This is a genomic window from Escherichia sp. SCLE84, assembly GCF_012584495.1.
Lineage (GTDB): Bacteria > Pseudomonadota > Gammaproteobacteria > Enterobacterales > Enterobacteriaceae > ECMA0423.
Window position 1 is genome coordinate 3534105 of record NZ_CP051430.1, and the last position, 13365, is coordinate 3547469.

The window sequence follows — 13365 nt, forward strand, 5'->3', positions numbered from 1 at the left end:
TGCAATTACTCCGGCACGATCCAGCTTACGGTGGCGTGCCCGGTGCCTGCCGGAACCAGTTTGCTGTGCAGCCACGGCAGCACGTTATTCATCTGCTGTTCCAGTTTCCACGGCGGGTTAATCACAATCATGCCGGAAGCGGTCATGCCACGGCGATCGCTGTCTGGCAGTACCGCCAGTTCAATTTGCAGAATTTTGCGAATACCGGTCGCTTCCAGATCGTGGATCATGCGCTTAATTTGCTGACGCAGCACCACCGGATACCACAGTGCGTAAGTACCAGTGGCGAAACGTTTGTAACCTTCTGCTATCCCGCTGACCACCGCCTGATAGTCGGTTTTCATTTCATACGGCGGGTCGATAAGGATTAAACCACGGCGGGAAACCGGCGGCAGTTTGGCCTTAAGCTGCTGGAAACCATCGGCTTTTTCGACGCGCGCACGGCTGTCTTTCTGAAATTCAGAACGCAGCAACGGGTAATCGCTCGGGTGCAGTTCGGTCAGTTGCAGGCTGTCTTGTTCGCGCAGTAGCTGGCGAGCAATCAATGGCGAACCGGGGTAGTAACGCAACTGACCGCTACGGTTGAAGTGTTTTACCACATTGATGTACGCCTCCAGTTCTGCGGGCAAATCGTCCTGCTGCCAGATACGGGCGATGCCTTCGAGATATTCGCCGGTACGCTCGGCATGTTCGCTGCCTAACTGATAACGCCCGGCCCCTGCGTGGGTGTCGAGATAGAGAAACGGTTTATCTTTCTCTTTCAGCGACTCGATGATCAGGCTCTGAACGGTATGTTTAAGGACGTCGGCGTGGTTGCCAGCGTGAAAGCTGTGGCGATAACTGAGCATGGGTAAAGGTGTTCCGGTAAGTAAAAATCGGCCCGTATTCGGGGCGCACAAAAGCGTATCAGGACAGTATACCGAAAAGAGGCCGCCGCCGCGAAAGCGTAACGTTTCTCATTGAAATTCACTACACTTAACCCCATGCTACACACATTATGTAAAGCGCCTGTTGAGCGCTTCCTTAACCTCTTTAACCAGGACTGCGCGAATGACGAATCCGTTACTGACTCCCTTTGAATTGCCTCCGTTTTCTAAAATTCTCCCGGAACATGTCGTTCCAGCCGTGACTAAGGCGCTGAACGACTGCCGCGAAAATGTGGAGCGCGTAGTAGCGCAAGGAGCACCGTACACCTGGGAAAATCTCTGCCAGCCGTTGGCGGAAGTGGACGATGTGCTGGGGCGTATCTTCTCCCCGGTCAGCCACCTGAACTCGGTGAAAAATAGCCCGGAACTGCGTGAAGCGTACGAACAAACCCTGCCGCTGCTGTCGGAATACAGCACCTGGGTAGGGCAACATGAAGGGCTGTATAAAGCGTATCGCGACCTGCGCGATGGCGATCATTACGCCACGCTGAACACGGCTCAGAAAAAAGCGGTTGATAACGCACTGCGCGACTTCGAACTCTCTGGCATCGGTCTGCCAATAGAGAAACAACAACGCTACGGTGAGATTGCCACTCGTCTTTCCGAGCTGGGCAACCAGTACAGCAACAACGTCCTCGATGCGACGATGGGCTGGACCAAACTCGTTACCGACGAAGCGGAGCTGGCGGGGATGCCTGAAAGCGCGCTGGCTGCGGCAAAAGCCCAGGCCGAAGCGAAAGAGCTGGAAGGCTACCTGCTGACGCTGGATATCCCAAGCTACCTGCCGGTAATGACCTACTGCGACAACCAGGCCTTGCGTGAAGAGATGTATCGCGCTTACAGCACCCGCGCCTCCGATCAAGGCCCGAACGCCGGTAAATGGGATAACAGCAAGGTGATGGAAGAGATCCTCGCTCTGCGTCACGAACTGGCGCAACTGCTGGGCTTTGAAAACTACGCCTTTAAATCCCTTGCCACTAAAATGGCAGAAAACCCGCAGCAGGTGCTGGATTTCTTAACCGATCTGGCAAAACGCGCGCGTCCGCAAGGCGAAAAAGAGCTGGCACAACTGCGCGCCTTCGCCAAAGCGGAATTTGGCGTCGATGAGTTGCAGCCGTGGGATATCGCGTACTACAGCGAAAAACAAAAACAGCACCTCTACAGCATCAGCGACGAGCAGCTGCGTCCGTACTTCCCAGAAAACAAAGCGGTTAACGGCCTGTTTGAAGTGGTGAAACGTATTTACGGCATCACCGCTAAAGAGCGTAAAGATGTTGATGTCTGGCATCCGGATGTACGTTTCTTCGAACTGTATGACGAAAATAACGAACTGCGCGGCAGCTTCTACCTCGATCTGTATGCCCGTGAAAACAAGCGCGGCGGGGCGTGGATGGATGACTGCGTAGGCCAGATGCGTAAAGCTGATGGTTCGCTGCAAAAACCGGTCGCGTATTTGACTTGTAACTTCAACCGCCCGGTAAATGGTAAACCGGCGCTGTTCACTCACGACGAAGTGATCACCCTGTTCCACGAGTTCGGTCACGGCCTGCACCATATGCTGACCCGCATCGAAACCGCTGGTGTTTCCGGTATCAGCGGTGTGCCGTGGGATGCGGTCGAACTGCCGAGTCAGTTTATGGAAAACTGGTGCTGGGAGCCGGAGGCGCTGGCGTTTATCTCCGGTCACTATGAAACCGGCGAACCGCTGCCGAAAGAGTTGCTGGATAAAATGCTGGCGGCGAAGAACTACCAGGCGGCGCTGTTTATTCTGCGTCAGCTGGAGTTCGGCCTGTTTGATTTCCGCCTTCATGCCGAGTTCCGCCCGGATCAGGGGGCAAAAATCCTCGAAACTCTGGCAGAAATCAAGAAACTGGTTGCCGTGGTGCCATCTCCGTCCTGGGGCCGTTTCCCGCACGCTTTCAGCCATATTTTCGCCGGTGGTTATGCGGCAGGTTACTACAGCTACCTGTGGGCTGACGTACTGGCGGCAGATGCTTTCTCGCGCTTTGAGGAAGAGGGCATTTTCAACCGTGAAACCGGGCAGTCGTTCCTCGACAACATTCTGAGCCGTGGCGGTTCAGAAGAGCCGATGGATCTGTTCAAACGCTTCCGTGGTCGTGAACCGCAGCTGGATGCGATGCTGGAGCATTACGGCATTAAGGGCTGATCATTCAGTGAAAATCTGCTTAATTGATGAAACAGGCGCCGGAGACGGCGCCTTATCTGTTCTGGCGGCCCGCTGGGGGCTGGAGCACGATGAAGACAACCTGATGGCGCTGGTGTTAACGCCGGAACATCTGGAATTGCGCAAGCGTGATGAGCCAAAACTTGGCGGCATATTTGTTGATTTTGTTGGCGGAGCGATGGCGCACCGACGCAAATTCGGCGGTGGTCGCGGTGAGGCGGTGGCGAAAGCGGTGGGCATTAAAGGCGATTATTTGCCGGATGTGGTGGACGCCACCGCAGGGCTGGGGCGCGATGCCTTTGTGCTGGCTTCAGTCGGTTGCCGCGTGCGGATGCTGGAGCGTAATCCAGTCGTTGCCGCATTGCTCGACGACGGCCTGGCGCGTGGTTATGCGGATGCGGAAATCGGCGGCTGGTTGCAGGAGCGGTTGCAGTTAATTCACGCCTCCAGCCTGACGGCGCTGACTGATATTACCCCGCGCCCGCAGGTGGTTTATCTCGACCCGATGTTCCCGCATAAGCAGAAAAGCGCGCTGGTGAAAAAAGAGATGCGTGTCTTTCAGTCGCTGGTGGGGCCGGATCTTGATGCCGATGGATTGCTGGAGCCTGCGCGGCTGCTGGCGACCAAACGCGTGGTGGTAAAGCGCCCGGACTACGCGCCACCGCTGGCGAATGTCGCCACGCCAAACGCGGTAGTCACTAAAGGGCATAGGTTTGATATTTATGCCGGAACGCCGGTGTAAAAGTAAAGCAGGGTAGCGATAACGCTACCCTGCTTTCTGCAAGAATAATTAATGGCTTTCCGGCGTCGCAATCATGCGTTTCAGCCACGGCACCATCAACAGCATCACTACTGCAACGCCCAGCGTGACCAGACCAATCTTACCAAACACGTTGGTATAGACGGGCAACGTCTCAAGCGGATCGGTAATGTTGTCCGGCACCGCGGTAAATGTTGCCACATAGCCGCCCAGCAAGAACGCGGCAGCCTGCGTCAGGAACCACATCCCGAGAATAAAGCCCATCAAATGCTGCGGCACCAGGGCAGCAATCATCGCCAGACCCAGGGCGCTAATAAACAATTCACCCAGGCTCTGGAACAAGTAAACCAGCACGATAAACCACGGCGATGTCAGTCCTTGTGCATCAGCAAACCACATTCCCGCAGCTGCCGCCGTCAAAAAGCCCAGTGAGCACATAAACATGCCGAGAGTAAATTTCATCGGCATCGAGAGGTCTTTGCCTTTGTTACCCAGATGCGTGTAAATGCCTGCCAGTATTGGGCTGGCGAGTACCACCCAGAACGGGTTAAGCGCCTGGAAGCTGACCGGGTTGATGGAAAAGCCGAGAATTTCATGATGCACGTTGTTGATGGCAAAGAAGTTCAGCGACGTTGGCATCTGGGCGTAGAGAATGTAAAACACCACCGCTTCGAGCATCAGGACAAAGGCGACAAACATTTTATTGCGCCCGGTTTTATCCAGCTTGAATGCCTGACGAAAGAAGATGATGGTGACGACGATGGAGAGAACAATCAGCACCAGATTGGCGACTTCTACGTTGTGCATCAGCCATGCACAGACGAAGATCATCACCACGCTGCCAAGTAACACGTACAACAGTTTGCTGAAGCTCATTGGCCGGAAGTCGGGTTCAGAACCAATGTCTTTCACCATTCCACGACAGGCGATGTAAACCAGTAATGCGATAATTAACCCCGCCCCGCACAGGTTGTAGGTGACTGAATAACCGAATCTATCAGCGATCACAGGGGCCAGCGATAACGCTATCAACGAGCCGATATTGATCGACATATAGAACAGGGTGAATGCGCCATCAAGCCGCGGATCTTTCGGCGGATAGCACTTCGAAAGCAAGCTGGCTGGGTTAGCTTTAAACAGGCCGTTACCGACAGCGATAGTCCCCAGGGCGATGAAAATCAGGTCAGGCTTAAGTAGCGACATGCCGGTCATGAAGTAGCCAATCGCCAGCACAAGTGCTCCGAGAACAATGGTGCGTTTGGTCCCCAGCAGGTGGTCGCCGACATAGCCGCCAATGGAAATGAGGCCATAGACCAGCGCAGCAAAAGCACCAAAAGTGACAAAAGCCTGCTCTTGCGAGAATCCAAGCTGTTTAACGAAGAAAACCGCCAGTACGCCCTGCACGCCGTAGTAGCCGAATCGCTCCCATAACTCGACAAAAAAGATCATGAAAAATGGGCGAGGTTGCTGCAGCATCCCCATGGGTGTTGTTGTATTCATATTTATTAACCTTCCAATACCATCCTGAAAAGTATGAACGCGTAAGGGATAACGCGCGAAAAAGTTTACATCTGTCAGAGATTCTTAATATTGATGCGGTGAATAGATTAATACACTATTACAACAGAAAATAACCAGCTGATCACACTAATGATGGAAAATATGATGGTGTTAAATGTTGTATTGGCAGGAGATTTTGATTGCGTACGCAGATCGTAGGCCAGATAAGGGGTTTACGCTGCATCAGGTAACAAGGCGCGCCAAAAAGCAAAACGCCCGCATATGCGGGCGTTCAGGAACACGTCGTGGGGGGATGATTATTCTTCTTCGTCGCGCAGCGGAACAATCAGCATATCAACGTGAACGGTGTTGATCAGCTGACGTGCGGAAGACATTAGTTTGCTCCAGAAGTCCTGGTGGTGACCACAAACCACCAGATCCATATCGTATTTCTTGATTGCATCGACCAGAACCTGGCCCAGGTCGCCGCTGCCGCTCAGGGTTTCAGTGATTGGGTAGCCTGCATTAGTGGAAAGCTCGGTCAGCGCATGATGTGTCTCTTCAGAGATGCGTTTCTGCATATCACCCAGATTCACATCAATAAGCCCGGTGTATAGGTCAGAGTAGTTTACATCTACGTGGATCAGAGAAACTTTCGCATTGTAGGGGCGAGCCATAGAGACTGCTTTCTCTACCAGAACTTTGCTTTCCGGGGAGAGATCGACCGCGATGAGAATGTGTTTATAAGCCATAGTGTTACTCCTTCCATAAAGTTGTCGATGACTGGCCAGCTAGCGTTTCTTGTGCCGTTACGTCACCCGCGTCCTGCGAACTACGTGCGCGGGGCTAACCCAGCCGTAAAGATTCAGTGTTAAGACCATCCTTACCTTATAGCGACCCGGATGATCCGTCAATCCGCCTTGCTTACCCGTTAGATAAACAAATTTTCGACATGAATATATTGATAGTGGTTAACCTTCTGGAAAAAAAACAACCTGATCTCCTACACTATCTATAGAGCCGCTCGGATGTTGGTCACCACAAAAGCGGTTTCTCCAGGACCTGGTGTTAACTGATTGGCAGCGTATCGGGAGCGGTAGCCCCGGGGTGGAACTCCGCGGGCAGGTCGCCGGGGAGGAGGTATGATAAGCACCGTCGCATTATTTTGGGCTTTATGTGTCGTTTGCATTGTTAACATGGCGCGCTATTTCTCATCACTACGCGCGTTGTTAGTGGTACTGCGTAACTGCGATCCATTGCTCTATCAATATGTTGATGGAGGGGGCTTTTTTACCTCACATGGCCAACCCAACAAACAGGTGCGTCTCGTTTGGTATATCTATGCCCAACGTTATCGCGATCATCACGATGATGAATTTATTCGCCGCTGTGAGCGGGTGCGTCGGCAGTTTATTCTGACCAGCGCATTGTGTGGTCTGGTGGTGGTCAGCCTGATTGCATTGATGATTTGGCATTAAGCACTTCAGCAATAATAACGCATAAAAAAAGCGGGCCAGTAAACTGACCCGCTCGTTTTGGTGTGTACGATTACAGGAACTGCAAGGAGAGCCAGTACAGTCCGCCGGAAAGCAGTACCGCAGCCGGAAGGGTAAACACCCAGGCCATCAGAATACTGGTTACGGTTTTACGCTGTAAGCCGCCGCCATCTACCACCATCGTCCCCGCGACAGAAGAGGAGAGTACGTGAGTAGTGGAAACCGGCATCCCGGTATAACTCGCCAGGCCGATAGACACTGCCGCCGTCATCTGGGCAGACATCCCCTGAGCGTAGGTCATGCCTTTCTTACCGATTTTCTCACCGATAGTCGTTGCCACACGGCGCCAGCCAATCATCGTACCGATACCTAACGCCAGCGCGACCGCCATGATGATCCACACCGGTGCATACTCGATGGTGCTAAGCATGTCGGACTTCAGTTTCTTCAACAGGCGCTGATCGTCAGCACTCACGCCAGGCATCTTCACCACTTTGTCGATAGTGTCAGAAACGCACAGCATAATGCGGCGCATCTGGCTACGTTGATCAAGCGACAGCTTGTCGTAGCTTTCCACATCGGTGGTCAACATACCTTTCAGGCGGTTGAGCGCGTTAATGGTATTCGACGGATGGCAGTGGAACTCCGCAGGTTGCGTTGCGCCAGCTTCCGGAGCCGGTACTAACTGATCAGCACCGGTAGCCTGTTTGAGCAGCGCAGGATGCTGCTCAAAGTAAGCTTCGACGTTGTTGATGGCATCACGGGTACGGGTGATTTCGTAGCCAGTGGCATTCATGTTCACCACGAAGCCTGCTGGCGCGACGCCAATCAATACCAACATAACCAGACCAATGCCTTTCTGACCATCGTTCGCGCCGTGCGAAAACGCCACGCCGATAGCGGAAAGGATCAGCGCGATACGCGTCCAGAACGGCGGCTTTTTCTTGCCGTCTTTCTTTTCACGCTCCGCTGGGGTCAGGTGGATACGGGCGCGTTTCTTGGTGCCGCTCCAGTAGCGACGCAGCAAGAAAATCAGACCGCCAGCAAACACCAGGCCGACAATAGGGGAAACGATCAGAGAACCGAAAATACTTAATACTTTCGGGATATTGAGTGCATCCACCACTGACGTCCCGGTCATCAACGCATTGGTTAAACCAATCCCGATGATCGCGCCAATCAGCGTATGAGAGCTGGATGCAGGTAAACCAAAGTACCAGGTACCCAGGTTCCAGATAATCGCCGCCAGCAACATAGAGAACACCATGGCAAGGCCATGAGACGATCCCATATTAAGCAGCAGATCCGTCGGCAGCATATGCACAATGGCATAGGCAACACTCAGACCACCCAGCAAAACACCCAAAAAGTTGAACACCGCCGCCATAACCACGGCGAGCTGAGAACGCATCGCGCGGGTATAGATAACGGTTGCCACGGCGTTGGCTGTGTCATGGAAACCATTGATGGCTTCGTAGAACAGCACAAAAGCCAGTGCAAGCAATAATAACAGCCCGGTATGCAAATCCAGGCCAGCAAACAAATGTAGCATAGGACGTTACGCCATTTTGAGGACATGAACGCGGCGCATTATCAGTGACTTTCGCGGCGCGGGCAAAGTGAAATATAGACTTTTTTTGATTTGCCTCCTGTATGGATTTCACTCAAAAAATAATTATCTTATATAATTCAGGCAAATACTTCCTTTTAGTAATATTGATGCTGGTGCGACCACTGAGGAATCTTTACAATTCACGCCCGTTTTTTCTAAGAGGAGCGCAACGTGGAAAGGTTTGATGCCATTATTATAGGCGCTGGTGCGGCGGGTATGTTCTGTTCTGCGCTGGCAGGTCAGGCAGGACGCCGGGTTCTGCTGATCGATAATGGTAAAAAACCAGGGCGCAAAATCCTTATGTCTGGCGGTGGGCGCTGCAACTTTACCAACCTTTATGTCGAACCAGGCGCTTATCTGAGCCAGAATCCGCATTTTTGTAAGTCTGCACTCGCGCGTTTTACCCAGTGGGATTTCATTGATCTGGTCAATAAACACGGCATCGCCTGGCACGAGAAAACGTTAGGACAACTCTTCTGCGATGACTCCGCGCAGCAGATTGTCGACATGCTGGTGGATGAGTGCGAGAAGGGCAATGTAACCTTCAGATTGCGTAGCGAAGTGCTGAGTGTGGCGAAGGATGAAACAGGCTTCACGCTTGAACTGAACGGCATGACTGTCGGTTGCGAAAAGCTGGTCATCGCGACCGGTGGGCTGTCAATGCCGGGGCTGGGCGCGTCGCCGTTTGGTTATAAGATTGCCGAACAATTTGGCCTCAACGTGCTGCCGACCCGCGCGGGTCTGGTGCCATTCACTCTGCATAAACCGTTGCTCGAAGAGTTACAGGTGCTGGCGGGCGTGGCGGTGCCTTCCGTGATTACCGCTGAAAACGGCATCGTTTTCCGTGAGAACTTACTCTTCACCCATCGCGGCTTGTCTGGACCGGCGGTGTTGCAGATTTCCAGCTACTGGCAACCGGGTGAATTTGTCAGTATCAATCTGCTACCGGATGTGGATCTCGAAACCTTCCTGAATGAGCAGCGTAACGCACATCCGAATCAGAGCCTGAAAAACACACTGGCGGTTCATCTACCGAAGCGGTTGGTTGAACGCTTACAGCAACTCGGGCAAATCCCGGATGTTTCGCTAAAACAGCTCAACGTGCGTGACCAACAGGCACTGATTAGCACATTGACCGACTGGCGCGTACAACCCAACGGCACTGAAGGCTATCGCACTGCCGAAGTGACGCTCGGCGGCGTGGACACCAACGAACTCTCTTCACGGACGATGGAAGCGCGCAAAGTGCCTGGGCTGTACTTCATCGGCGAAGTGATGGACGTTACCGGCTGGCTGGGGGGCTATAACTTCCAGTGGGCGTGGTCGAGTGCGTGGGCTTGTGCGCAGGATTTGATTGCAGCGAAGTCGTCCTGACCTGTTACCTAAAGATGAAAATTATTAGAGCCGTATTAAAAATGAGCTAATTTTGATAGTGGCTATCTTGTGATTATTTTCTAATGAGCCCGTGAACTGAAACCCTCCAGGCTTAATATAAGGTGGAAGGAAAGGTGATTGAAAACTCACCCAGTGGCCAGATCTTTATAAAATATGAACAGGTTGAAAAAAACAGTAACTTTGTTGTTTTTTTATCCTTAACCACTATGCATTAATGCTGCGTTATTTCATGATGCCTAAGAAAAACCAGCGTTACGCAAATGGTCAACGCTGGTTTTATCCGGTACGTTGCAATTATTTTTTAGCAGAACCTGCTTCTAATATTGAAACGATTGAGAACAACGTAAAGCATACCGCTCCTAAACCGACCAAAACCCGCGAAGGAATAAAATATCCCATGTCGGTCTGCGCCATTTCCGCAAGAAACGATGCCAGGAAAAGGCAAAACAGGCAGGTGAAGACGGGAATCATCGGTATTCTGTTGGCTAACGAACAGGTACGTCTCCATACCAGTGCCAGTAGCCAGACTTTTGAGAATATGCTGTAACAGATCATTCCGAGGCAAATAAGAATAATGCCGGGAGCCAGTCGGGCGCTTGCATCGGAACTGACTAAGACGTATATCCCCTGCAGTACCGTGATTGAGCCGAGAAAAATAACCCAATAACACCACAGCCAGTGTTCTTTAGTTGAAAACGTATTACGTGTTTGATGGACAATTGTGGCAACAAGGCCAATTAGACAGGCACAGATTGCGGTTAACCCAAGCAATACGTGACCCGCGACATAATGCGGAGTTATGTCAGCACTACGTAACAGCGTAATAGACCAAATGAAACCGAGCAGGGTGAGTAAAACGGGAACGGCAATGAGGCAATTACCGATTAATGAAGAATAAGCCTGTACCGGCGTTCCATCGCTCTTGCTCCCCGCTGCATTTTTGGGAATGAGCAGAAAGTGACCGGATGACGCTGCCACCGTCGATACACAGGCGGCAATCATACCAACGCCGAAAATAACATGGCCGGCGACAAACTCGTCTGCCATCATATCATTGCCTGCTAACAGTGCCCAACCCCATATCATGGTGATAATTGACCCCGCATAGCCAATAATGGGGAACAATGTATTGTAAAACGTATTAACGCCGCGTGTGAGCTGCGAAATGATAATAAATGCGGTAGTGAATAATGCCAGGCATATGGCCGCCAGAGAAATCAGCACATGACCCGCGACGAAATACTCGCTTTGCCCTGAACTTTCCAGCACAAAGCCACCTAACGCGATGCAAATTAATCCCATAATCAAAGGGATTAATTTGAAAAGCCACCCGATATATATGTTCACTTTAAACTCCTCAGGTATCCCTGCTAATAATGAAATGTGCATTAATGATAATTTCAGCCTGTTAATATAACGACGAGATATCATTAAAGACAAATGCATAGCATAACTATAGCGGGGTTTACTGTGCCGAGTGCCATTTTTTACCGGTTAAAAGGCCATGATAAATAAATATTTATCCTAAGATTAATTCTTATTCTGTTGTTTTTTTTACAATTATCCTCCAGGGATGGATTGTTTTCCATTATTTAGTAAAAGACCGGATAGTCTCGGTGCTTAAAATCATCGAACATATAAGTATTATTGCTTTGTATCATCGTAAATATGTCTTTCAGACATGTATTGTTTATTTTGTTACTAACAAGTAAAAATATTACAGGTTATTTATGAAAGTATTTCACAATATATTTAAGCACTTCTCTTCAAACCATCAAGATAAGCATTCAGATAAAGTTAACAGTCATCAACACCATGGCAAGGTTGATAAAAAATATCGATCAAACACAGTTTAAGTTAATATGCTGAATGACTTTTCGCAAATAGATAACGATTTAGGCCTGAATATCATCTATTTCCTGCAACATGGTCACTGGAGGGTAAATGAACATAGTCTTCAGATGGAGAAAATATGGTTTTACAATAGTGAGCCATCTATAGATATTCAAGAATATAATAGTTTCGCCAAGAATACTACTAACACGTTTATCTTTACAATTATACCAGACAATAACTATGTGATAAAATTATCGTCTCCCATTACCGTTACGATTGAGTGTAAGGATGGTTATTATTTTATTAATTTCTCCGGAGATAAATCAGACATAATTTATAAAGTTAATGGCCTTTCTATCATACCTGAAAATTTCTTTACTCTTCTTAGCGGTAATTTTAAAGCTGACTGGCGTTGGGATGTCTCTAAAGAGACGTTTCCTAAGGATAAGTTTGATAGCTATGTTAAATCTGTGTTTTCTAAAATAGACTTTTATAAACACTGTGGTGTGATTAACCCACAAAATGCCAACACGGCTTATTTTGGCGATACAGATGGAAGAGTAGGCGCTGTACTTTATGCATTGCTCGTTTCAGGGCATATAGGCATCAGGGAAAAGGGTTGGAGTTTATTATGTGAATTATTAAAACACGAAAACATGGCTTCATCTGCATACATACATAAAAATAATAAATTGCTCTACAATTTATTAAATACGAGAGACATGATATTGAATGAGTTGCATCAACATGTTTTTTTAAAGGACGATGCGATAACCCCTTGTATCTTCCTTGGGGATCATACAGGCGATAGATTTAGTACTATTTTTGGTGATAAATATATCCTTACTTTGCTAAATTCTATGCGAAATATGGAGGGTAATAAAGATAGCCGTATTAATAAAAATGTCATCGTTCTGGCTAGAAATCATGAAATCAATTTTAATGGTAACTATACTGCATGACTAGAAAATTATAAACTCTCTGCCGGTGATACGTATAACTTAATTAAAACGCTCGATGTTTGTCATTATGACTCAGAAAGGAAAGTTTTAACCAGTCATCACGGAATAATAAGAGATGAAGAAAAAAATGTTATTGTCTCGGTGCTTTGCAGGTTCCATTTAATCAGATGAAAAATCCTACTGATCCTGAGGAATTAGCCAATATTTTTAATAAAAAACATAAAGAACACATGGATGATCCTCTATTCCATCTAATCCGAAGCAATACTTTGAAACCCACACCTGTATATGCTAATTATTTTGATAACACTACTGATTTCAGACCAGCACGTAAACGTATCTTCATATATGGGGAGACACTCAAAGGTGAAGACCCCAGCAAATACATTAGACAAAAATATGGGCATCATGGGGTCGGGGTAGATCAGAATCAACAATTTGATAATGGTATTATGGGGCTAAATTCCCTGAAGGAAGCACGTGATAAAAATAATAAAATAATTTATTCCTCAGGGCTTAGTTGTTTTCAATCTCATTAAAACTCCATGAATACGGTGGTATGTCTTTTTAATCCTGCCAGTATTTCATAGGTTTTCTTAATCGATTGTAGAGGCATGTTCTGATGACGCCTCTACAATCTTTAGGGACTTTCTCTGCTATGAGATAAGAAATTTCATATTATGCTTTAAGGCT

10 protein-coding genes and 1 pseudogene are annotated in these 13365 nt (G+C 49.0%); 6 read left to right on the plus strand and 5 right to left on the minus strand.

Going from position 1 to position 13365, the window contains the following annotated elements:
- Positions 1–5: 5 nt before the first annotated feature.
- A complete protein-coding gene (gene rlmJ, locus HGD79_RS17085) occupies positions 6–848 on the minus strand; it encodes a 23S rRNA (adenine(2030)-N(6))-methyltransferase (protein WP_000954225.1) in 843 nt (280 codons plus the stop codon).
- 202 nt (positions 849–1050) lie between these two features.
- Here rlmJ and prlC point away from each other — a divergent pair, with 202 nt between their 5' ends.
- Both prlC and rsmJ read left to right on the plus strand, forming a co-directional pair.
- Positions 1051–3093 (plus strand): oligopeptidase A, encoded by a 2043-nt coding sequence (gene prlC, locus HGD79_RS17090; RefSeq protein ID WP_001295214.1) that lies wholly within the window; start codon positions 1051–1053, stop codon positions 3091–3093.
- A 7-nt stretch (positions 3094–3100) separates the two neighbouring features.
- Complete coding sequence (rsmJ, locus tag HGD79_RS17095) at positions 3101–3853, plus strand: 16S rRNA (guanine(1516)-N(2))-methyltransferase RsmJ (protein ID WP_000686608.1); 753 nt, start codon at positions 3101–3103, stop codon at positions 3851–3853.
- 48 nt (positions 3854–3901) lie between these two features.
- Here rsmJ and dtpB read toward each other — a convergent pair whose 3' ends face one another.
- Entirely contained in the window at positions 3902–5371 is a 1470-nt protein-coding gene (gene dtpB, locus HGD79_RS17100; protein ID WP_001098652.1) for a dipeptide/tripeptide permease DtpB, read from the minus strand.
- A 165-nt stretch (positions 5372–5536) separates the two neighbouring features.
- Here dtpB and HGD79_RS26705 point away from each other — a divergent pair, with 165 nt between their 5' ends.
- On the plus strand, positions 5537–5590 hold the full coding sequence (locus HGD79_RS26705; protein WP_212591402.1) for a hypothetical protein: 54 nt from the start codon (positions 5537–5539) through the stop codon (positions 5588–5590).
- Positions 5591–5688: 98 nt separating this feature from the next.
- Here HGD79_RS26705 and uspA read toward each other — a convergent pair whose 3' ends face one another.
- Complete coding sequence (gene uspA / locus HGD79_RS17105) at positions 5689–6123, minus strand: universal stress protein UspA (protein WP_000323571.1); 435 nt, start codon at positions 6121–6123, stop codon at positions 5689–5691.
- Positions 6124–6513: 390 nt separating this feature from the next.
- On the opposite strand from uspA, the gene uspB reads away from it, so the two are divergent.
- Positions 6514–6849, plus strand: a complete 336-nt coding sequence (gene uspB / locus HGD79_RS17110) for a universal stress protein UspB (RefSeq protein WP_000626187.1) — start codon at positions 6514–6516, stop codon at positions 6847–6849.
- Positions 6850–6919: 70 nt separating this feature from the next.
- Here the strand turns inward: uspB and pitA are convergent, their stop codons facing one another.
- Positions 6920–8419 (minus strand): inorganic phosphate transporter PitA, encoded by a 1500-nt coding sequence (pitA, locus tag HGD79_RS17115; protein ID WP_000902780.1) that lies wholly within the window; start codon positions 8417–8419, stop codon positions 6920–6922.
- A 231-nt stretch (positions 8420–8650) separates the two neighbouring features.
- Between pitA and HGD79_RS17120 the strand changes: the two genes are divergently transcribed.
- A complete protein-coding gene (locus HGD79_RS17120) occupies positions 8651–9853 on the plus strand; it encodes an NAD(P)/FAD-dependent oxidoreductase (RefSeq protein ID WP_000439180.1) in 1203 nt (400 codons plus the stop codon).
- 315 nt (positions 9854–10168) lie between these two features.
- On the opposite strand, the gene HGD79_RS17125 is transcribed toward HGD79_RS17120, so the two are convergent.
- Positions 10169–11221 (minus strand): DUF2776 domain-containing protein, encoded by a 1053-nt coding sequence (locus HGD79_RS17125; protein ID WP_096147545.1) that lies wholly within the window; start codon positions 11219–11221, stop codon positions 10169–10171.
- Between the two features lie 383 nt (positions 11222–11604).
- Between HGD79_RS17125 and HGD79_RS17130 the strand changes: the two are divergent.
- Positions 11605–13211: pseudogene (locus tag HGD79_RS17130) on the plus strand (DUF4049 domain-containing protein).
- The last annotated feature ends 154 nt before the right edge of the window (positions 13212–13365 follow it).

What these genes read in the sequence shown, in the direction of transcription:
- rlmJ (WP_000954225.1), bottom strand. Translation starts at nt 848, where the DNA reads ATGCTCAGTTATCGCCACAGCTTTCACGCTGGCAACCACGCCGACGTC.
- uspA (WP_000323571.1), bottom strand. Translation starts at nt 6,123, where the DNA reads ATGGCTTATAAACACATTCTCATCGCGGTCGATCTCTCCCCGGAAAGC.
- uspB (WP_000626187.1), top strand. Translation starts at nt 6,514, where the DNA reads ATGATAAGCACCGTCGCATTATTTTGGGCTTTATGTGTCGTTTGCATT.
- prlC (WP_001295214.1), top strand. Translation starts at nt 1,051, where the DNA reads ATGACGAATCCGTTACTGACTCCCTTTGAATTGCCTCCGTTTTCTAAA.
- dtpB (WP_001098652.1), bottom strand. Translation starts at nt 5,371, where the DNA reads ATGAATACAACAACACCCATGGGGATGCTGCAGCAACCTCGCCCATTT.
- pitA (WP_000902780.1), bottom strand. Translation starts at nt 8,419, where the DNA reads ATGCTACATTTGTTTGCTGGCCTGGATTTGCATACCGGGCTGTTATTA.